We start from the raw sequence: 21,655 nt of genomic DNA, 5'->3' as shown, positions 1-21,655 counted from the left end.
TTGGCAGTTCACGGGGTTGAGAGACAAGGAAGGAGTTAACAAGTTGACGAGCTTGCAAGTTTCAAAGTTGGCAGTCAATAAGATGAGTAATATCTAATGAATGGGCAGATACAAGGGAAGGAGTTAACAAGTTGGCGAATTTACAAGTTCCAAAGTTGGCAGTCAACAAGATGAGTAATATCTAATGAATGGGCAGATACGAGGGAAGGAGTTTACAAGTTAACGAGCTTACAAGTTCCAAAGTTGGCAGTCAATAAGATGAGTAATATCTAATGAATGGGCAGATGCAAGGACATACGGTGCACATATGAATTCATATGCCACGAGGTTCTTTTGACTCCAGTTTGCAATCTGCGTCACATCAGCTTGTAACTTGATGCAGATTACCGCGTGATTTGCGTCAAAATACACGCTAACTTGACGCATATTGCAGTGTCATCTGACGCAAGTTGAAAATCCTGATCCTTGAACATGGCAAATCACCTGCCTTTGATAGGAAAACAGAATGATGTATCATCAAAAATTATACACAACAGATTGGGGTTTTTTCACATGTAACAAATGATTTTTCCTAACAGAAAATAAAGGATGATTAAATACTAAAGAGTTATGAGTTTACAGGAGATTTTGAACCACAGAAGGGCTGTTCGCCATTTCGACCCCACCAAACCGTTAGATACCTCGGTAGTAAAAGATTGTATAAAGCAGGCAACACTCGCGCCAACAAGTTCCAACATGCAGCTTTGGGAGGCTTATCATGTGACGGATAAAAAGGTGCTTGAAGCCTTGAGTCATGCTTGTTTCGACCAACTCACAGCACGCTCGGCGCAGCAAATGGTAGTGTTTGTGACCCGACAAGGACAGTATAAGCAGCATGCAAAAGATATTCTTGCGTTTGAAAAAGATAATATCAGGCGCAATAGTCCTGTCGAGAAGCAGGAGAAACGCCTTAAGAAACAGACGCTATATTATGAAAAAGTGATACCGTTTATCTATTCACGTTGCTTTGGTCTGTGGGGACTTGTGCGCAAAGTGTTGGCACAATGCATCGGTCTTTTCCGTCCGATGATACGCCAGATGAGTGAAGGCGACATACGGGTCAACGTACATAAGAGTTGCGCTTTAGTCGCTCAGACGTTTATGTTGGCTATGAGTGAGGCGGGATATGACACTTGTCCGCTTGAAGGTTTCGACAGTTGGCGGGTGAAAAAAGCCTTGCATCTGCCCTATGACACAGAAATAAACATGGTTGTTACCTGTGGCATTCGACTGCCAAATGGCGTCTGGGGCGACCGTTATCGCCGTCCGTTTGAGGAGCAATATCATAAGATATGAAGCCTCACCCGACCCCTCCGAAAGGAGGGGAGAAAAGAGAAAGTCTCTCCCCCAGCCCCTCTCCAAGGAGAGGGGAGTCAGAGAATGAGGATTTACTTGATGCTATATGAAACGAAGTTAGACGTTAAGTAATTGTGCATTATGAGCTAACTCAGCTCGTACTCCCCTCCTTGGGAACCGTAGGTCGCTGTTCGTTGAGCGAGCGAAACGAGGAAAGCAATGGGTCGGGGGAGGCTTTTATGATATGCATAATGCATTAAAAACTACTTTCCTTTCAGTATTTTTTTGATGTCATTCAGCTTGTTGAGTGCCTCAACAGGCGTAAGATTATTCACATCAAGACCAAGGATTTCATCGCGAATCTGTGCCAATACGGGGTCATCAAGCTGGAAAAAGCTGAGTTCCATGCCTCCCCTGTGCTCGGCAATCTTGCTGGTATTGGGCTTGCCTGCACGTCCCACACCAGCGTTGTCGGCCTCCAATTCCTTCAGAATAGCATTGGCACGCTTGACAATCGAACGTGGCATACCGGCTATTTCGGCCACATGAATACCGAAACTGTGCTCACTTCCGCCCTTCATCAGCTTGCGAAGGAAAATCACTTTGCCGTCAACTTCTTTCACACTTACATTGTAATTCTTGATGCGAGAGAAGTTTTTTTCCATCTCATTCAGCTCGTGATAATGGGTTGCAAAGAGTGTTCTTGCACGTGCTTTCGGCTGCTCATGCAAGTATTCCACAATAGCCCAAGCGATACTGATACCGTCATAAGTGCTCGTGCCTCGGCCCAATTCATCAAACAAAACGAGGCTGCGTGACGATACATTGTTAAGGATATCAGAGGCTTCAGTCATTTCAACCATGAACGTAGACTCTCCTAATGAAAGGTTATCACTGGCTCCGACACGGGTGAATATCTTATCCACAAGACCGATTTTCGCGCGTTCTGCGGGCACGAAACAACCCACTTGGGCCAGCAACACAATGAGTGCTGTCTGGCGAAGCAATGCCGACTTACCGGCCATGTTCGGTCCCGTGATCATCATGATCTGCTGTTTTTGGGTGTCAAGATATACGTCGTTAGGCACATAACGCTCGCCAAGTGGCAGTTGCGTTTCTATCACGGGATGACGTCCCTGACTGATATCGAGCACCTCACTATCGTCAATCTGCGGACGGATATAGCCGTTTTCTTCAGATGTTTTCGCGAAACTCAACAGACAATCCACACGTGCCAAAAGGTTGGCATTGATTTGAATCTGCGGGATGAAATCCTGCATGGCAAGCACCAACTCACTGAAAAGACGAGCCTCCAAAGCAAGTATCTTTTCCTCTGCTCCAAGTATCTTTTCCTCGTATTCCTTTAGTTCAGGCGTGATATATCGCTCGGCCTGAGCCAATGTCTGCTTGCGGATCCAACCTTCAGGAACCTTGTCTTTAAAAGTGTTTCTTACTTCAAGATAATAGCCGAAAACATTATTGAAACCCACTTTCAGACTTGAAATACCTGTTTCCTCGGCTTCCTTTTCCTGGATTTTCAGCAGATAATCTTTGCCATTTCGACTCATTTCGCGCAATTCATCAAGTTCATCATCGTAGCCATCGGCTATGACATCACCCTTCGTAATCAGCTGTGGCGGGTCGGGTTGTATTTCTTTTTCAATGCGCGTTTTAATGCTTTCGCAGAGATTAAGCTGTTCTCCGATGCGCTTCAATGCCTCATTCTCCGAATAAAGACAAGCCTCCTTGATCGGTCTGACAGCATCGAGTGCATTCTTCAGTTGTACGATTTCACGTGGCGAAACACGTCCTACGGCCACCTTGGAGATGATGCGTTCCAAGTCGCCCACACGATGCAATTGCTCGTCAATCAACTGGCGAAACTCAGGTTTCTGAAAGAAATAGTCTACGATATCAAGCCGTTCGTTGATGGGAGCAACGTCTTTCAACGGGAAAACAAGCCATCTTCTGAGCATGCGACCACCCATAGCCGTGACCGTGCGGTCAATGACATTGAGCAGCGAACTGCCGTCTTCCTGCATCGGAGCAACGAGTTCAAGCGAACGAATGGTAAAGCGGTCAAGTCGCACATACTTGTCTTCTTCAATGCGAGAAAGCGAAGTAATGTGGTTAATTTGCGTGTGCTGGGTCAGTTCAAGATATTGAAGAATGGCACCACTGGCAATGACTCCGTTCCTCAAATGCTCCACACCGAAGCCTTTCAGCGACTTTGTGCCGAAATGTTTCAACAGCTTCTGACGTGCATTCTGCTCGGAGAACACCCACTCATCCATTTCAAACACGCAGTATTTCGACCCGAAGAAGCGTTCAAAATCCTGCTTATGGTCGCGGTTGTAAAGCACTTCCTTCGGCGAAAAGTTGCCAAGCAGCTTCTCAACATAGTCGTATGTACCCTCTCCGGTAAGGAATTCGCCTGTTGAAATATCAAGGAAACTGATGCCACATGATGCTTTTCCGAAGTGCACGGCAGCCAAGAAGTTGTTTTCTTTGTAGTTCAACACGGTATCAGCCATGGCAACTCCCGGCGTCACGAGTTCGGTAATGCCTCGCTTCACCATTTTATCCATCTCGGTAAGTCCCTTCTTTCCCTTGATCTGCTCACGCTTTTTTTTCGGGTCTTCCAATTGGTCGCAGATAGCAACTCGCTTTCCTGCGCGGATAAGTTTGGGCAGATAAGTGTCTAAGGCATGATGGGGGAAGCCCGCCATCTCAACAGAATTCTCCACAGAATTATTGCGTCGGGTGAGCGTAATGCCCAGAATTCCGGCGGCAATAGCAGCATCTTCGCCATAAGTTTCATAGAAATCGCCACAACGAAACAGCAACAAAGCCTCGGGATGCTTTGCTTTCATCGAGAAAAACTGCTTCATCATGGGCGTCAAACCCTTATCATTTGCTGCCATAATCCTTATTTCGAATTCATTAAAATCTTAGAACTTACAAAGTTACAGAAATTCAATGAGAACAGAAAAGCAATTAGGAAGCATTAACGTTAACTTTGAAGTTTGAGATTTGAACTTTGAAGTTTATGATTACGCTGACTTTAATTATTAGGAATATATCATTGAAGTTTGAAATCTGAACTTTGAAGTTTATGATTATTCTGACTTATATTCAAACATTAGAACATAGGACTTTGAACAGAATTATCAGCTGCTCAAATCTTTATGTCAACACATCTGAACTTTGAAGTTCAAATCTTAAACTTCAAAGATAAAAGGATTTATCCTACTACCATAGCAAATCTTAGGCCCAAAGCATTGGCAATTTGCAAGAAAGTTGATAGTTGCATATCACTGTTTCCACGTTCTATTTGTGAGATATATTCACGTTTCTTGCCTATCATTTCAGCCAACTGTTGTTGTGTGAGTCTTTGCATCTTGCGCTGCTCTTTCAACAGTTCTGCATAGTAATAAGCATTGGCACGTGCTTCAAAAGCCTTACGTTCAGGACTTCCCGTCGGGCCATATTTCTCATCAAAATGCTCACTTGAAGTGTGCAATTGAGCCAGTTTTTCCGAGTTAAGTTTCTTCATATTGTCAATCCTCCAAATAGTTTTCAATCAGTTTCTCTGCAAATCTTACTTCCTTTTTATACTGTTTCTTATCTTTCTTGAGAAATGAATTCAAAAACAACACCTGTGAACATTCAACAAAATTCCCTGCATCAACCGCAAAGACTACCGTTCGGTACTCGTTACTACCCACAGAAATTCGTGCCTCATAGAAGTCACTCCCTTCTATTTTCTTAATGAATTTACTATTCACTATACGCTGTGTTTTGATGATATGTTCCACATAATCATACTTTTCTTGAAGCCTTTCATTCAATCCATTATAGTAAGTTTCATAGGCCTCTGAATATATAATCTCTCGTATCTGTTCATCCATGGCAAAAGTAATTAATTTATTCTATATATCCAAATAAATGGAATATATTTATTACATATTATATTTATAAGGACAATCCACAATCAATCAGAAGAACAACTGATTGCTGTTGCAAATATATATCATTTCATTGAAAATCTACTTTCTGTGTGACTACAAAATCATAAAACAGCTTTGATTTTCTCTTTCGCTTTTCCTCTCTTTGCAATCTCAGTCACTTTACAGTGTAAAATGACTCAAATAAGCATGCGATTTATACCATATCGTGTGGTGATTTGCGTCAAGTTACGCGCTGAAGCGACTCAAGTTACAGTAGTAAAATCAGTAAAGTTACCCCACGATTTAATAGAGATTGTCAAATGAACTGGTATATATTGTTCTACGGATTATCTGTCATTATACGATGCCAATGGACATTGTGTCGTACAATGAGGCATTTTCCATATAGTAACTGCATAGCAGTTATACTTTTGAAAGTGTAGTACGATAACAGGCGAGATATGAGTCTGTAATGTAACTGCGTAGCAGTTATGCTTTTGAAAGCCCGTGGTTGGCGAGGAACGAGCCCACCTCGGGTGAATGATAACATGTGGTTTTCAAACCCGGTACGGGTTTTGTTTCTTCCAATTATGTGATAGATACGAAAAAGCTGAACCCGTTCCGGGTTCATTTCATGCGGCCATTTAATCCCCACGTAGGCTCACTTCGTTTGCCAACGTGGGGCTTTCAAAAACACAACTCGTACCGAGTTGCGAATATGGGAAACGATAATATGCATTACACATATAAGGCTTTTAAGAACACAACTCTTTCATGCCTATAGATGACAATGGATATTGTGTCGTGCGATGAGGTATTTTTCATGTAGTAACTGCATAGCAGATATACTTTTGAAAGTGTGGCAAGATAACAGGCGCGATATGAGCCTGTAATGTAACTGCATAGCAGTTATGCTTTTGAAAGCCCCATGTTGGCGAGCAAAGTGAGCCTACGTGGGGTGAAAATGTGTGTGCCGAATAAACCCAGTATGGGTTTAGCTTTTTCCTCATTCACGTGCTCCAATAAAATTTTTCATCGTATTTTGTGATGCCTGCATTGCGTAAAAGTGATTCAAACTCATCTTTTGCCGAAATCTTTTTATGGTGTTCTTGCTGTTGATAGATATATTGATATACACTATCTCTGTGCCTTATTGAAACGCTGAATGCACCATATCCGTCTTACCAACAAAAGGAATGGTAATAAGAAGGATTGCGCTCTTTCAGGAAGAGTGTGGCTTTCCGTTTCACCTCTTTCACCACATCAGCTATTGATGTATTGGTAGCAAGCACCAATAAGAAGTGCAGATAACACCATTGGCGATGAGACAAGGGCAATGTAAGAAATGACAGGTTTGCATGACGAACTGATTCAGCGGTAATTGGTCTTGTGCTTGAATGGTGACGGCTTTTGCATGTTTATGAAATACGCAATGCACAAGGATTTGGTTGAGATATTGTGGCATAAGATTATGAATTGGTTTTTGCAAAGATAGCGAAATCCTCAGTTGTTGATACCTTTCGCCCCCACGTTTTTACGATTTTGTTATACAAAATCAGAGATTAATGGGTCATAACTCCTTTTATTTGGAAAAAGCTGAACCCGTTCCGGGTTCATTTCATATGGCCATTTAATCCCCACGTAGGCTCACTTTGCTCGCCAACGTGGGGCTTTCAAGAGCACAACTCGTACCGAGTTGCGAATATGGAAAACAACAAAATATATTACAAATATGAGACTTTTAAGAGTACAACTGATACGACAAATGCCATTGATGAAGTTGTCGTTACTGGTCTATATAAGACTTTTAAGAGCACAACTCGTACCGAGTTGCCTCCCCATCTCTCCCTACTATTTTACCACATAGTCATTATGATGAAACAATAGGGTAGAAATTACCACGTAACTTGACGCTAATCACACTGTAACTTGAGTCACTTCAGCACGTAACTTGATGCAAATCACAATACATTTTGACGCAAGTTACAAATTAACAACACATGTAGTTAATAACTGTTTGATTATCAGTTTATTATAGACTATCATGAAGATACTCAGATTACTGACTAAAGGATAATGACTACTCAATTCTTCAGCCCTAAGAAAGGAATGATAAAGAGAAGTCAAACACTAAGAAACTATTACAAGAACAAGATTGAGTTGAGAGGAAAAAGATAATATTTTGGAATTTCAGCTATAATAAAAAATGCAGTGAAACAAGAGTTGTTTCACTGCATTTTCTTTGGTATAGCTTTATCACTAAGTTTTTCAAGCTAAAGAAAAGCAAGGATATCAGTCTGTCTTCTCCTCGAAAGCGGCTGCTTCGGCAGCTGCAATGATTTCTTCATCGGTCTGCCTGCGCGCACTGATATCGCTCAAATCAAATTCGTCTTCATGTGTTTCGGTTTTCTTTTCGCCCACTTCCTTGTCAGTGTTATACATCGGAGAACAGCGGCGTTTCTTAGCCGGTCGGTCTTCATAGACCTTTTCCCGGAACACGTTTTCATGCTTTTCTTCTTCCCTGACAACAGGCTGTTCGCCCTGTGGAATAATGAAATTATCGGCAAGTTCAGTGCTCGGCACGTTCTCAACAGGTTCTTCTTCCATCTTCGTGCGGTTGGCCTTGGCAGCAAACACGGCATCAATGAACTGGGGTTTCTTGCGCAGTTGCTCCAACGTTAGCTTGCAGGCAAGCTGCTGACTCTCCTTTTTGCTGTAGCCAACACCGTCACAACCGTCGATACCTTCAATGACAACCTTATAGTTGAAAATAGGACTTCCATTCTTATCCTTTCCCTGTTCAAGGATTTCAAAGTCGAGTTTAACGCGGTTTTTCTGACTCCATTCAATGAGTTTACTCTTGAAATTCACCTCTTTATAAGCCACCTTGTCGATGTTGATCATCTGAGTCAAGATGCGATGCTGCATGAAGTTCATGCATGCATCATAGCCTCTGTCGAGATAAACAGCACCGACAAGCGCCTCGAAAGCATTTCCTCCCATGTAGCTGTTGTGAGAAGAACTGCGCCCGTTACTAAGTATCAGTTTGCTGATACCCAACTCATTGGCTAACTTGTTGAGTGTGTCACGCTGCACAAGTTTAGAGCGTGTGTTCGTCAAAAAGCCCTCACGCTTGCCCGGAAAGTGCTGATAAACGATGTCACCCACGATAGCATCGAGAATAGCATCACCCAGAAATTCGAGCCGTTCGTTGTTGACAGGCTTTCCCTTTGCATTGCGTCGCATGATGCTTTTATGCATCAGAGCCAGTTTGTAGTAGCTGATATTGCGCGGATAAAAGCCGAGAATAGCGTATAAAGACGAATAAAGCTCCTTCTCCTTACGGAAAGGAAGCTTTATTCTATCAATGATATTATTCAGCATATTTCTTGAAAACAACGCAGCAGTTGTGGCCTCCGAAACCGAAAGTGTTGCTCAATGCCGCACGAACTTCGCGCTTCTGTGCTTTGTTGAAAGTGAAGTTCATCTTGTAATCCAATGCTTCATCATCGTCACCCTCAACGTGGTTGATGGTTGGAGGAACGATATCGTTCTTCACACTCAATACGCAAACCATTGCTTCTACAGCACCCGCAGCACCCAAAAGGTGTCCGGTCATACTCTTTGTAGAACTGATATTGAGCTTATAAGCATGCTCACCGAAGACATCCTTGATAGCTTTAGCCTCAGAAATATCACCTACCGGAGTAGAGGTTCCATGTACGTTGATATAGTCAATGTCCTCTGTTTTCAGGCCAGCATCCTTGAGTGCATTCATCATGACGAGCTTTGCGCCCAAGCCTTCCGGGTGAGAAGCAGTGATATGATAAGCGTCGGCACTTGCTCCCTCGCCTACCATTTCAGCGTAAATCTTTGCACCACGTGCCTTAGCATGCTCTAACTCTTCGAGGATTAAGCATCCGGATCCCTCGCCCATCACAAAGCCATCGCGACTCGCACTAAAGGGACGACTTGCATGTTCGGGGTCATCATTGCGGGTTGAAAGGGCATGCATGGCGTTGAAACCGCCCACACCACACTCGCAGATAGCTGCTTCAGCACCACCACTGACAATGATGTTCGCCTTACCTAAGCGGATAAGATTGAATGCATCGGCCAAAGCGTTGCTTGAAGATGCGCATGCACTCGTCGTCGTATAGTTTGGACCATGGAAGCCATACTGTATACTTATCTGACCGGATGCTATATCTGCAATCATCTTTGGTATGAAGAAAGGATTGAACTTAGGTCCATCAGCACTATGTTGACCATAGTATGTCACCTCATCTTGAAAGGTTTTGATACCGCCAATGCCTACACCGTAGACAACACCAATGCGATTCAAGTCTTCTTTTTCAAGGTCGAGACCTGCATCTTTGATGCCTTGTGCAGCACTGATCATTGCCAGTTGGCAATAACGGTCCATTTTTCGTGCCTCTTTCCGGTCGATATAATCGTTCACATTCAAGCCTTTTACCTCACAGGCAAACTTAGTCTTGAAGTTCGTTGTATCGAAATTAGTGATTGGGGCAGCACCACTCTTGCCTTCGAGCAAGTTCTTCCAGGTTTCTTCGGGAGTGTTACCAACGGGTGTAACAGCACCAAGACCTGTTACTACTACTCTCTTTAATTCCATAATATATAAAAAAATGATTAGGGATTAGGGATTAGTGATTGGGCACAACAGGCTGTAACCCAATCCTTAATCACTAATCCCTAATCTTATAATTTGCAAAATAACTTAAACTAAGCTATTACTTTGCGTTCTCTTCGATGTACTTAATAGCGTCACCTACAGTCTGAATAGTCTCTGCCTTATCATCTGGAATAGAGATACCGAACTCTTTTTCGAATTCCATAATCAACTCTACAGTATCCAATGAATCAGCACCAAGATCGTTTGTGAAGCTTGCTTCTGGCTTAACTTCAGCCTCGTCTACACCGAGTTTGTCTACGATAATAGCCTTTACCTTGCTTTCAATTTCTGACATAATAGTTACTTTTTAAAATGTTTATAATTAATTTCTAAATGAAAAACTGGTTGCAAAGGAACTAATTTATTTTCAATTTCCCAAATATTTTACACAAAAAAGCGCCTAACACTGCACAAACACCCCCTAAGTGTGTAATAAATTACTTCAAAAAACCTCTTTTCTTACCTTTTTATTCTTATTTTATTTATCTTTATGAAGAAGCAAAAAATAAGTTTTTTTACTCTTTTTCATATCCTTTTCTTGCTATTTTCACTATTTCATTCTACCTTTGCAACAACGTATTTTTATGCAATATGCTGCTTGAAAAAATAGATAACGGCAACGAACAGAACGTATATCAGGAATTAAACAAAAAGAAAATCAAATGAAGAAAATTGCTATTGTCATCCTTTCTCTTGCTTTTTCAATCATGAATGTGTCTGCACAGACAACCACAGACTCTATAGATAAACCCGTAAGAAACATTTCTGCAGAACTTCTCGGCCCTTCAAACATGCTTGGTGTTCACTATGATTCGCGTTTCAAAGGCAACAAAGGCTGGGGCTATTCGGTGGGATTGACCTGGGCCTATCTGTCGACCGACAACTTCATTAACGACATCAATCGTTTCAACATCATTTCTTTCGTACCGCGATTGAACTATCTTATCGGGCGTAAAAATAAAAAACTTGAACTCGGTTTAGGTACAAATCTCGGCGTGGTTTTCGGCAGAAACGAGTATGATGCGTATAAGATTGAGCAGCAACCTGACCATTCCTACCAGTTAGTTTTCGACAAACATGTGAAAGAAAACCGTAGTTTTGCCTTCTACTATCTGTTCACCAACATCGGTTATCGCCGTCAGGCACCTCACGGTTTCATGTTCCACGTGGGCATTTCTACAATGTTCGGATTTGGCGGAGATCACTCCATCAAGAACATTTATCTTAGCCCTTACCTCGGTTTCGGCAAGTCGTTCTGAGCTTTTTCAATTGAAAAGCTTAGCTATTTTCTCAATAATCATCTCGGGACTGATATTGTTCATGCAGGCATAATCACCACGCAAGCAAGGCTTGTTGCCATAGACGGAGCATGGACGGCACGGCATATCCAACTGAACAGCATTCTCTTCGCTTTGTCTCCACCCCATGAAACCCGCATAAGGATGCGTGGCTCCCCAGATGCTTACTACCTTTGTACCCACCAATGAGGCCATGTGCATGTTGCCACTGTCCATACTCACCATGACATCCAAATGGCTCATGAGTATCAATTCGTCGCCCATTCCACCGAGAACTGCCGACGCATTCGTGCAATTGGCATAGCGCTTGGCCCATGTGTCAAGCACTTCGCGCTCTTTTCCACCCCCTCCAAAGAAGAAAACACGGCATGAAGGATAGGTCTTGATGAGTTTTTCGACCACCTTTTCCATTTTTTCCAAAGGATAAATCTTCCCCTTATGGGCGGCAAACGGGGCTATACCTATCCACTTCTGAAACTTTTTTTTCTCACCAATCACATTTGAAATCCGGCGCAGATTACCGCCTTCAGCGGGGAATATCGACTGAAACTCGAGTTTCACAGGATAGCCCAACCTCGCTAATACAGCTGCATAATTATCGAAAGACGTGGGCTGTTGCACTTTCACCTTATTCTCCTTCCTGCACAGAAGCCGTTTTCCCTTGCGGTTCTTATTGATATGTGCCACCCTGAAACAAGCCATGTTGAAACGCAAACGCAGGTATTCCGACCGTAAAACGTTGTGCATGTCGGCCACTTCCGTAAAGTTCTTGGCCAACAATCTGCGATAGAGTGCATTCAAACCCCTGATGCCCCGATATTCATTCTTGATGTCAGCAGACATAAAACTCACGTTGGGTGCCAGATTTTCAAAGAACGAATGAGCAAACGGTCTGCTCAAAACGGTGACATGAACATCAGGATACTGTCGTGCCAACGAAGCCACAACAGGAACCAACATAGCCACATCGCCCATGGCAGAAAAGCGGATAATGAGAATATGTTTCATGGAAACAGGCGGCCACCTACGGCATATCATCGAATAAGCGACCGCATCCTATAAGCAGTTATGATTTAGTTTGAAATATATTATTTCTTATAAAGCACCGGATTTGTATCGACATCGTTATACATCTTCATTTGCCGATACACCTTCATATACTTTCTTCCGGCCGCTATGTCTTCAAGCAATTGGTCGATAGCTGTGCTCAAATCCTTCTGTTGTTCAAGCAACACAGACAGCTTCGCCTTGCACTTGGCCACATGTTCCGGCGTGGCATCCGTGCGCTCAGCCTGCTCTTTCATGTGATAAATCTTCAGTGCAAGAATGCTCAAACGGTCCACAGCCCATGCCGGACTCTCGGTGTTGATGCGTGCATCAGCATCAACTTTCACCTCTTTATATAGTTCGCGGAAGTAAGAGTCAATCTGTTCCACGAGGTCAGTGCGGTCTTGATTGCTCTTGTCGATACGTCGTTTGAGCGCCAAAGCCTCAACAGGATCAATCTCCGGATCACGGATAATGTCTTCGAAATGCCATTGCACGGTGTCAATCCAACATTTCAGATAGAGTCTGTTTTCTATTGTTCCCTCTTCAAAAGGATTACAGAAAGGCGTGTCGATGTTATCTTTAACATGGTAATCATGGATTGCCTGATTGAATATTCTATTGGAATCTTGTGTGAAAGACATACGATTTAATTTATAGGTTTGTTATGCAAAAGTAAATATTAATTTTCAAAATGACAAATAATTGTCCACAATAAGTGTTGATAAGTCTGTTGAAAAGCTGCTCATAACCCATGGAATAACTCTGCCGTTATCCACAGTCTGTGCCTCAGTCTGCCTCGGTTGTGGATATCCACAGCTTTATGCTATCGTTTTACTTCATTTTTCAACGCTTTTCAAACCATGAAAGATATCAACTTATTAAATATCTCCTGATTTCATGTTTTGTGGATAACTCTCTATCTTCATGATATCCAACAGATAGATATAAAACGAGCAGTTGATAAATAAGAACTAAATATTGATAATGGAAAAACAAACTTTTTATCTCTTTACTTATCAACATATCCACATCAATTCTTCTTATTCTTAATTATTTTCTTTTAAAATTTAAAGATATAGAAATAAGAAATGAAAGTGGAAAAAGCAGGATATCATAAAACCATATTGTAAAGATTATTACCTATAAAAACTCACTTCCCGACACCACCAAATAGAAAATGAAATGCAGTTTTCATGGCGTTGTTTTTCATTTTGGCGCTCCTTGTTGCTGCATTTCAATCCTTTTGAAGTGCCATCTGCGTCATATCATCGTTTCATTTGATGCAGATGACGCTGTGTTTTGATTGAGATTGCGGTGTCATCTGATACTGATTACCATGCAATATGCCTCAAATCATGACGCTTTTTGAATGAATATAGCCCATGATTTACTGTTTATCCATATAACATTTTGATACTCAATGCGTTGCTTATAACGTCCATAACTCGCGTATTTGCAGCCAATGCTTTTCTTTTTTCAAATGAGGCTGTTCCTGAAAGGGTGTTTGTAAAGAAAATTAGTAGTTGCTTATGAGGTAGGAATAGAACTGTTGATACATGGTGTTTTCAGTCGTGTGATGCTGAAGAAAAACAGTATGTTTCAGAGGTTTATCGTCAACCTGTAGGACAGTTGCAGTAAAAAAGGCTTTTTTTACGTATTTTGTACAATAATATATACGGTTTTGTGTTATACAGATATAGCGTGAAATGCGCTCCATGAAGACGAAGTGAAAACACGGATTTAACTTTAATAGCGCTATGATATATACGAGAATATCAGCTGAAGAAGCTGCGGCGATGATCCAGAATGACGAGACTGTTGCCCTTTCGGGGTTCACTCCTAACGGCGTTGCAAAGGCAGTTTTCCGCGAACTCTCCAAGAGAGCCCGCCGAGAACACGAGGCAGGACATCCTTTCAAGGTAGGAATCATCACCGGAGCCTCTACGGGTCAGAGCGTGGAAGGCGACATGGCAGCTGCCAATGCCATTAAGTTTCGCACGCCGTTCTCTACGAACAAGGACTTTCGTGAGCATGTAAACGCAGGCGAAATAGACTTCGAGGACATGCATCTTGGCCATGTTGCCGAGCGACTTCGCCGTGGTTTCTATGGCGAAATCGATTGGGCTATCATCGAAGTGAGCGGTTTCATGCAGGCTGGAAGCAAGTATAGAGGCTATCTGACGAGTGCAGGCGGCGTGGTGCCTACAATCGTCCGCATGGCCAAACATGTGATATTAGAGCTTAATACCTTTCACAGTCCGCAGTCACGTCTGTTGCATGATGTCTATGAACCTGCGCGTTGTCCGCATCGTCTGCCTATCATGATCAATCATGTATGCGACAGAATAGGGCGGGAATTCGTTGAAATTGACGGTGATAAGATTGTGGGCGTCGTGGAATGTTGCATTCCTGAAGAGGCAAGGTCGTTCAAACCTGTTGATGAAGTGACCCAGAAAATGGGGAATTTTGTGGCTGATTTCTTGGTCTCCGACCTCAAGAGAGGTCTTCTTCCCAAGGAGTTCCTGCCTGTTCAGAGTGGCGTTGGTGTCATCAGTAATGCCGTTTTGGAGGCGTTGGGCAATCATCCTGCCATTCCTGATTTTTCAGTTTACACGGAAGTTGTGCAGGATGCAGTCATCAATCACATGAAAAAGGGTAAGATTATTGATGCGAGTTGTTCCTCTTTGACAGTGACAAACGAGACTCTCTTGGATATTTATGCCAACATGGATTTCTTTTCTCGCCACGTAGTTATACGCCCGAGTGAGATCAGTAACTCGCCCGAAGTGATCAGAAGGCTTGGTGTTATCGCCATGAACACAGCCATGGAGTGCGACATCTACGGTCATGAGAACTCCAGTCATGTGTGTGGCAGTCAGCTGATGAACGGCATTGGTGGGTCGTGTGACTATGAACGGAATGGCTATTTGAGTATTTTCACGATGCCGAGTACCATAAAAGGCGGTTGCATCAGTACGATTGTGCCGATGTGCAGCCATGTAGATTCAACCGAACATGATGTAGATGTGATTGTAACCGAGCAGGGAGTAGCCGACTTGAGAGGTAAAGGACCGTTGAGAAGAGCACAGGAAATCATTGAAAACTGCGCTCATCCCGACTATCGTCCGTTGCTGCGCGACTACCTACGCATAGCAGGTGGTGGGCATGAACCACAGAGTTTGCGCTCAGCTTTCGCTTTCCATGACGCTTATCTTATGAAAGGTGACATGCGATTGGCAGCGTTTTGAAATTGAAAGATATATGGAATAAAGGTATAAACTGTGGCATCATCATCTCGTTTTTGCCTTTATTTCTTGTCTTTTTCAATAAGAATACATATATTTGCAGAATAAAAGCAGGGAATGTATGATCACGTGTAAAGAGAAAACAAGAGAAGAATTGATTGCAGGAATCAAGCGTGCTATCGAGCGGAAAAGAGCCTTTGAAGAAGAAGCTCAAAAGGAGTTTGCTGATATGCGCAGGCGTGCAGCAGCACAAAAAGAAGCTTAATGGATTTGCTTGATCTTTCAGTTGTAAATCTTAGTTCCCCATATTCGGTGTGGAATGTGGGTGATTATTACTATTTTCGCACCTCTCATGGAGCTGTTTATAAGGTATCTTTCATGCAGGATGATACGATTTGGGAGAATGATGCCTATCAATTTATCATAGTTAATGAAAATAACACCCCATCTCCTAATGATAGAAAGCTTCGTGAAACCATTTTTTCCATAATAGAAAATTTCTTTAGTTTAAATTCAAGAATATTCTTATATATATGTGAAACAGGTGATGGAAAGCAGGCTCTCCGTAATAAGCTTTTCGTGAAATGGTTCAAAACATATGCAAAGAATAGTCTCTATTACTTTGAAGATGTAGAGATTGAGGCTGAAGATATAAGGAATTTTGCAGCTATTATTGTAAAAAACACAAATCCAAGACTAAATGATATTGTGGAAACTTTTGATTATGTAGTTGATACTCTCAGTCATAAACCCGTCTGATTCTTTTCTTTTTTCTTCTGCTTTAGCTTCTTACGATGAAATTATCTGACGAAAGGTGACATGCGATTGGCAGTGTTTTGAAATCAAAACTCCTGACTATTCTCTGTGTGAATAATCAGGAGTTTCTATTGAATATCAATTGTTATTAAATAATAATCAAGTCTTTTTGTGCATAAAAGTCCTCTATTGTTTTCACAATAGCCTCTGAAACGGCAGTATCGATATAATTGTAAGGCCGTTGGGTTTGAATGGCTTTGACAAAAGAAACGAGTTCATAGCGTATGCCTTCTCCGTCGAGTTGATAGAAATAGCGCTTGTTGTTGGCAGGATTTTCTTTTCTTATTTCAAAGTAATCTGTTTTCCACCACGGTGAAGGCACATAGATATAACCCTCTGTTCCCGAGATAATGAGTTCACCTTCCGACTTCACTCCCTGTCCCACTTTGATAGAAGCTACGGCGTGAGAATAGATGAATGAAATCTTCGTAAAGGCATCGAAGAAGTTTTTGTCATCATCAAGTCGGCTGATCATCTGGCGCTGACAGTAGTCTGTTCCAAGCAGTTGGAAGATGGGAAGTAAGGCAGTCGGTCCCCATGCACAGATGCTGTTCCATTCTTTCTGCACGTTGGAAAGACTGGTACATGTGGCATCCACCGATACAATGTCGCCGATAACGCCTGTCTTGGCCAGCAGAATGAGGCGATAATAAGCCATAGAATAGGCTGTTTTCAGTGCATCTGAAAGGATACATCCCTGTTTTTCGGCCAATTCATGGAGTTCTTTATACTGTGTCGTGTCAATGGTTATAGGCGATTCGCAAAGCACATTCCGCCCATGATTCAAAGCTTTTTTGATGTCTTCATAATGCGAAACCGGACTTGATATGATATATACGGCATTGCAGTTGTCGAGCAAGGCGTCGATATTGTCATAGGAAGGAATGTCTTTAAGGTCGCTACTAAGCTTGAAATCTGTCCGCGAAAAGATGCCGCTAATGGTCAATCCGTTTACATAGTTGGCTTCTCTCACGATTTTATTCAGTATCGCTGACTCTCCAATGAGTCCCAAATGAACATCGCATTTTTCTGCTCTCAGTTCAGAACTTGATATTCCTTGTGTTCGGTCTAAATAGACAACTTTGCAGTATTCGTTGAGATAATCGAAGTGACCTTTCCAGTCTGAGCCCACCGTAAAGATGTCTATATCTAACCGTTTGATGTCATCAATCTTCTGTCCTTCGTATTCTTCAACAATGATTTCATCGGCAAGGCCCGTTTGTTTTACATTTTCAATGCGTTCAATGAGCGACTGTTGCACGTTGATTTTACCGCGGGCACGGTCGAAGTTGTCGGCTGTAACGCCCACAACAAGATAATCTCCTAAGGCTTTTGCACGTTCCAACAGTCGGATATGTCCCTTGTGTATCAGGTCATAAGTACCGTAGGTGATGACTTTCTTCATGTTTTCTGTTTATAGAAGTCCTCGTTTTTGCATGTCTTTCATTGCCTCAATGAGTCGCGTGTTGTCGTCAGTGGTGAGTGAACCGATATGACCTACACGGAAAACTCGGTCGCGCATATCACCTCCGTTAGGGCAAATCCAGATGTGATATTCGTCTTTCAGCGTCGTAAAGATGTCATAAGCCGACACGTTTCGAGGGTGAAGCGGAGTCACTGCATTGCCTGGTGAATGAGAAACAAAGTCGAATGGCAGTTCTTTCACGCGCTGACGGAAGTCGTCTGCAATGGTTCTAATCTTATTGTTTTCAGCTTCTACGCCTCCAGCTTCATCGATTTCGCGCAGTCGCATGTTGATTTGTCGAAGAATTCCAACGGCAGGAGTGAAGGGAGTTTGACCGCGTTCGCCATTTTTCAAGGCGTCTTTCAAGTCGAAATACATACAGCCGGCATCGTGGTTGTAAACGCGTTCTACACCATGAGGTGACAGTGTAATAATTGAAATACCCGGTGGACAGGCCAATGCTTTCTGTGAACCTGTAATCATAACATCGGCACCTAAGGCTTTCATGTCGAACTCGTCAGCCAAGAAAGAGCTTATCGCATCAACGACAAGGAACAGATGATTGCGTTTACAAAAGGCGCTGATACGTTCTGCATCGTAATGAACACCCGTGGAAGTCTCGTTGATATTGACCAAGAAACCTGTGTAACCTTGCTGTTCATAAGGTGCAAGCATCTCATCAGTGATATCATATCCAAACTCAGGAATAAGCTCTGTACAGGGTATATGATGTACTCCACAGAGCTGAACAAAGCGTTGTCCGAAGCTACCTCCATTGATAACAAGAAGTTTGTCGTTAGGGGTAAAGGTATTCATGATAGTTGCTTCCATAGAAGCTGTACCCGAACCGGTGATGAATACTACTCTTGATGCCTCGTCAGCCTTGGCAAATTTCTTGATAAGAGCCTCGTTTTCAAGCATCAATTGTGAGAACTCCGGCGTTCTGAAATAAGGCACTTGTTCACTTCCTATGGCTCTTACTGCATCACTTGACATCACCGGACCAACGGTGAAGTTAAGCATTTCATGATCATCTTGCATCATAAACTTATCCTTTTATACTTTATATTGGATACAAAAATAATAAAAATATTCAGTAATGTAAGCACTATTCCGTTATTTATACTTACCTTTACTCAAAATTATTACATTCATTATGAGAATAGTTCTGTTTTGTGAGAATAAGTATGCCATAGATATATTACATCCCATTCAGGTTGAAGCAGACCGTGAAGGAGGGAATGAGGTGTTGTGGTATGTACATGAAAAGAAAATCAGTGACTTTCCATTGAAGCACGATGTGCGTTGGACAACGAGCATGCAAGAGACTTATGATTTCATGCCTGAAGCTATTTTCGTGCCGGGAAACATAGTACCTTATTATCTTCCCGGCGTGAAAATACAGATATTCCATGGCTATGCAGCCGAGAAGAAAGACCATTGGATTATCCGAAGATACTTTGATACCTACTTCACTCAAGGTCCTTATTTCACCAATAAGTTTAAGGAACTGTCGTTGAAATATGGAGATTTCGAAGTGTTGGAAACGGGATGGCCACGCCAAGACTGGATAGCTGAACACCGACATGACTTTGATGAAGAGCGACTTCAATTGCTTAAACAATATGGCAAGCAGCAGATTGTGCTCTATGCGCCTACATTCTCGCCGAAACTGACGTCACTTCCTATCATCAAGGATAACTTGGTGAAGCTCTGTAAGCAGAAAGATGTGTTGCTGTTGATGAAGTTTCATCCGCTAACTCGTCAGGAATGGGTCGATGAATATAAGGCTCTGGCTACGCAATATGATAACATGGTGTTCGTAGATGACTACAGTGTGACGAAGTATATGCTGATGGCTGACGTGATGATCAGCGATACTTCATCGACGATTTATGAGTTCCTGTTGCTTGATAAACCGGTAGTGACGCTCAATGCCATATCGAAGGACATCTATTGGAAGAATATCACAGACCCAAATATGCTGTGTGATGCGATAGATGAAGTCGTGAAAAATGAAGACTATATCCGTCTGCGCAAATGGGTAATCAGCAATTATGACCCTTATACTGACGGCAAAGTGGCGCATAGAATGCTTGAAGGTGCACGCGATTATATCCGCAGAAAAGGTGTGCCCAAGAAGAGAAAACTCAATCTGTGGCGTCAGTACACGAGCATTAAAACCTTTGGACGCATCAAGAAAAAGAAATAAACATAAAAAGACCAAAGTGTTTTGAAATGGCGAAGAAAGGTATTAGAGTTGACAGGAAATGAATAGTTGATTGTAAATTAAAATTAAACTCAATTTGGAAACGCCTTTAAAAAACATTATCTTTGTGTCGGGGAGAGCAGATATCTGCTTTCCCCTTTTTCATGTTTACTTGGAAATAGGCTTGTAATATGTATCAAATCATCGTGTAATATGACTCAAATTAGCGTGTAATTAGACTCATATTACTAACTGATATGCATCAAAAAGTAAGGTGAAATGACTCAATTTGGAGTCTAAAGTGTTGATAATAGCCTTTCAATCTTTAATGTTTCTATTTATCAACACCCTCTAACTGTAATTAATTTTGATTATTTTCTTAAATAAATATAATTAAGATTTGATGTTATTTTGCAGGTTGTAAACGCATTATCTGTATGTAGTTATTGCATAAATTGTTAGGTATCATAAAAAATGTTGTATGGCATTCTGTGTTATTCAATTCTTCTTTGAGAGTCGATTAGCCCATGCATCAGGAAGTATTAAAAATAAGAAAGACAGACAAACAAAAGAAATTTTGCTGTAATACAGCGTTATTCTTTTCTTTGTCTGTCTTTTCTTGAGTTTAGTATTAACGCCTTTTATGGTTGTGTTATTCAGCTAATGCTGTTCTTTTTTGCTTTTTATATTCTGCTGTTTCAAATAAGAGCGATAGGGAAGTTGCAAGTCGAGAAACCTGAAGTTCTGCGGAGGGAGTTCGCTTGGCATTTCCATATAGTTGCCATAGCAGTATTTCAGATATTCATCGGGCTTGGCAACACCCATGAAAGTGTGGCCTTCAAAGGTGATAGGAGTAGGCTCTCCATAAACCTCACGCGCCAGAATTCCGCGGTCAGGTGCGTTGTCATGGTCGGCAACGAGCGTTGAACTGTCGAAGTCATACTCGCTTTGTATCTTGTCAAGTTTGCGGTGTAGCCATGCAGAAGAAAACAACTTATGGCACATCTTGATGAAAAGACAGTCAATGCCACGACCATGTTTATAAGGATCGCGCAGGTTATAATACATCAGTCGCACGAAGAAATCATATCTCATGTAGTGCCATTTGCGCTTCAATGGGTTTTCGGTCATGCCGTCAAGTGGGAAGATATCCACTGGAAGTCCACCGATGAAGTTGAAGCTTCGGCGCAGGATATAGGTGGTTTCTGAATTTTGAATGCGTGCGAAAGCATAGGGATAATAGGGATTTTGAACGCCACTGACGAGTTCTATATGCTTGGGAAGCCATTCATTGGCATGTGCAATAAGGATGTTATAATCCTTTCGTGGCAGTGCTATGTCGGCATCGTCATCCCATGGAACGAAGCCTTTATGCCTCACGGCTCCCAGCATTGTGCCGGCTAAAAGATAGTAGCGCAGGTGGTGTTCACGACATACACGGTCGATATTGACCATGATGTCAAGGATATAAGCCTGAAGTTTCTTGGTTTCTTCGTCTGAAATCCTTGTCTTTTGTTCTGTCATTTTATTATTGTTTTTATGATGTTTTAAGAAATATTCTGTACAAGATGAGGTGTTAAGATGCTTATTA

General features: G+C 42.1%; 17 protein-coding genes. 6 read left to right on the top strand and 11 right to left on the bottom strand.

Annotated features, from left to right (window positions below; all coding sequences use genetic code 11):
* Positions 1-609: 609 nt before the first annotated feature.
* A complete protein-coding gene (locus tag EL210_RS02780; protein WP_025879843.1) occupies positions 610-1,335 on the top strand; it encodes a nitroreductase family protein in 726 nt (241 codons plus the stop codon).
* Between the two features lie 263 nt (positions 1,336-1,598).
* Here the strand turns inward: EL210_RS02780 and mutS are convergent, their stop codons facing one another.
* The 6 genes from mutS to EL210_RS02745 form a co-directional block, all read right to left on the bottom strand.
* Positions 1,599-4,259 (bottom strand): DNA mismatch repair protein MutS, encoded by a 2,661-nt coding sequence (gene mutS, locus EL210_RS02775; RefSeq protein WP_018920631.1) that lies wholly within the window; start codon positions 4,257-4,259, stop codon positions 1,599-1,601.
* Between the two features lie 320 nt (positions 4,260-4,579).
* Complete coding sequence (locus EL210_RS02770) at positions 4,580-4,891, bottom strand: helix-turn-helix domain-containing protein (RefSeq protein ID WP_004377951.1); 312 nt, start codon at positions 4,889-4,891, stop codon at positions 4,580-4,582.
* 4 nt (positions 4,892-4,895) lie between these two features.
* Positions 4,896-5,246: a type II toxin-antitoxin system RelE/ParE family toxin gene (locus EL210_RS02765; RefSeq protein ID WP_018920630.1), complete on the bottom strand. Its 351-nt coding sequence runs from the start codon at positions 5,244-5,246 to the stop codon at positions 4,896-4,898.
* 2,331 nt (positions 5,247-7,577) lie between these two features.
* Positions 7,578-8,669, bottom strand: a complete 1,092-nt coding sequence (gene rnc, locus EL210_RS02755; RefSeq protein ID WP_018921126.1) for a ribonuclease III — start codon at positions 8,667-8,669, stop codon at positions 7,578-7,580.
* Positions 8,659-9,921: a beta-ketoacyl-ACP synthase II gene (gene fabF / locus EL210_RS02750; RefSeq protein ID WP_004373072.1), complete on the bottom strand. Its 1,263-nt coding sequence runs from the start codon at positions 9,919-9,921 to the stop codon at positions 8,659-8,661. The genes rnc and fabF overlap by 11 nt, the downstream gene beginning before the upstream one ends.
* Before the next feature lie 118 nt (positions 9,922-10,039).
* Positions 10,040-10,276, bottom strand: a complete 237-nt coding sequence (locus tag EL210_RS02745; RefSeq protein WP_004373076.1) for an acyl carrier protein — start codon at positions 10,274-10,276, stop codon at positions 10,040-10,042.
* Between the two features lie 367 nt (positions 10,277-10,643).
* On the opposite strand from EL210_RS02745, the gene EL210_RS02740 reads away from it, so the two are divergent.
* Positions 10,644-11,240 (top strand): hypothetical protein, encoded by a 597-nt coding sequence (locus tag EL210_RS02740; RefSeq protein ID WP_018921127.1) that lies wholly within the window; start codon positions 10,644-10,646, stop codon positions 11,238-11,240.
* Between the two features lie 6 nt (positions 11,241-11,246).
* On the opposite strand, the gene EL210_RS02735 is transcribed toward EL210_RS02740, so the two are convergent.
* Both EL210_RS02735 and EL210_RS02730 read right to left on the bottom strand, forming a co-directional pair.
* Positions 11,247-12,287: a glycosyltransferase family 9 protein gene (locus tag EL210_RS02735; RefSeq protein WP_018921128.1), complete on the bottom strand. Its 1,041-nt coding sequence runs from the start codon at positions 12,285-12,287 to the stop codon at positions 11,247-11,249.
* 80 nt (positions 12,288-12,367) lie between these two features.
* Positions 12,368-12,970, bottom strand: a complete 603-nt coding sequence (locus EL210_RS02730) for a DUF4254 domain-containing protein (RefSeq protein ID WP_018921129.1) — start codon at positions 12,968-12,970, stop codon at positions 12,368-12,370.
* Between the two features lie 1,116 nt (positions 12,971-14,086).
* Between EL210_RS02730 and EL210_RS02725 the strand changes: the two genes are divergently transcribed.
* The 3 genes from EL210_RS02725 to EL210_RS02715 all read left to right on the top strand — a co-directional run bounded on the left by EL210_RS02725 (position 14,087) and on the right by EL210_RS02715 (position 16,333).
* Positions 14,087-15,577: an acetyl-CoA hydrolase/transferase C-terminal domain-containing protein gene (locus EL210_RS02725; RefSeq protein ID WP_018921130.1), complete on the top strand. Its 1,491-nt coding sequence runs from the start codon at positions 14,087-14,089 to the stop codon at positions 15,575-15,577.
* A 118-nt stretch (positions 15,578-15,695) separates the two neighbouring features.
* Complete coding sequence (locus EL210_RS02720) at positions 15,696-15,839, top strand: 30S ribosomal protein S7 (protein WP_018921131.1); 144 nt, start codon at positions 15,696-15,698, stop codon at positions 15,837-15,839.
* Positions 15,839-16,333 carry a DUF6169 family protein gene (locus EL210_RS02715; protein WP_018921132.1) on the top strand — a complete coding sequence of 165 codons (495 nt, stop codon included), beginning with the start codon at positions 15,839-15,841 and terminating at the stop codon, positions 16,331-16,333. Before EL210_RS02720 ends, EL210_RS02715 begins: the two co-directional genes overlap by 1 nt.
* 145 nt (positions 16,334-16,478) lie before the next feature.
* Here EL210_RS02715 and EL210_RS02710 read toward each other — a convergent pair whose 3' ends face one another.
* The gene (locus EL210_RS02710; protein ID WP_018921133.1) at positions 16,479-17,795 is read right to left on the bottom strand and encodes an adenylyltransferase/cytidyltransferase family protein; all 1,317 of its coding nucleotides are present in this window, start codon (positions 17,793-17,795) and stop codon (positions 16,479-16,481) included.
* 9 nt (positions 17,796-17,804) lie between these two features.
* On the bottom strand, positions 17,805-18,899 hold the full coding sequence (locus EL210_RS02705) for a pyridoxal-phosphate-dependent aminotransferase family protein (RefSeq protein ID WP_018921134.1): 1,095 nt from the start codon (positions 18,897-18,899) through the stop codon (positions 17,805-17,807).
* A 112-nt stretch (positions 18,900-19,011) separates the two neighbouring features.
* Between EL210_RS02705 and EL210_RS02700 the strand changes: the two genes are divergently transcribed.
* Entirely contained in the window at positions 19,012-20,067 is a 1,056-nt protein-coding gene (locus EL210_RS02700) for a CDP-glycerol glycerophosphotransferase family protein (RefSeq protein WP_018921135.1), read from the top strand.
* Positions 20,068-20,724: 657 nt separating this feature from the next.
* Here the strand turns inward: EL210_RS02700 and EL210_RS02695 are convergent.
* Entirely contained in the window at positions 20,725-21,588 is an 864-nt protein-coding gene (locus EL210_RS02695; RefSeq protein WP_018921136.1) for a LicD family protein, read from the bottom strand.
* Positions 21,589-21,655 lie beyond the last annotated feature (67 nt).

Origin of the sequence: Segatella oris (genome assembly GCF_900637655.1) — a bacterium.
Taxonomy (GTDB): Bacteria; Bacteroidota; Bacteroidia; order Bacteroidales; family Bacteroidaceae; genus Prevotella; species Prevotella oris.
This window is presented reverse-complemented; position numbering and strand designations above follow the sequence as displayed.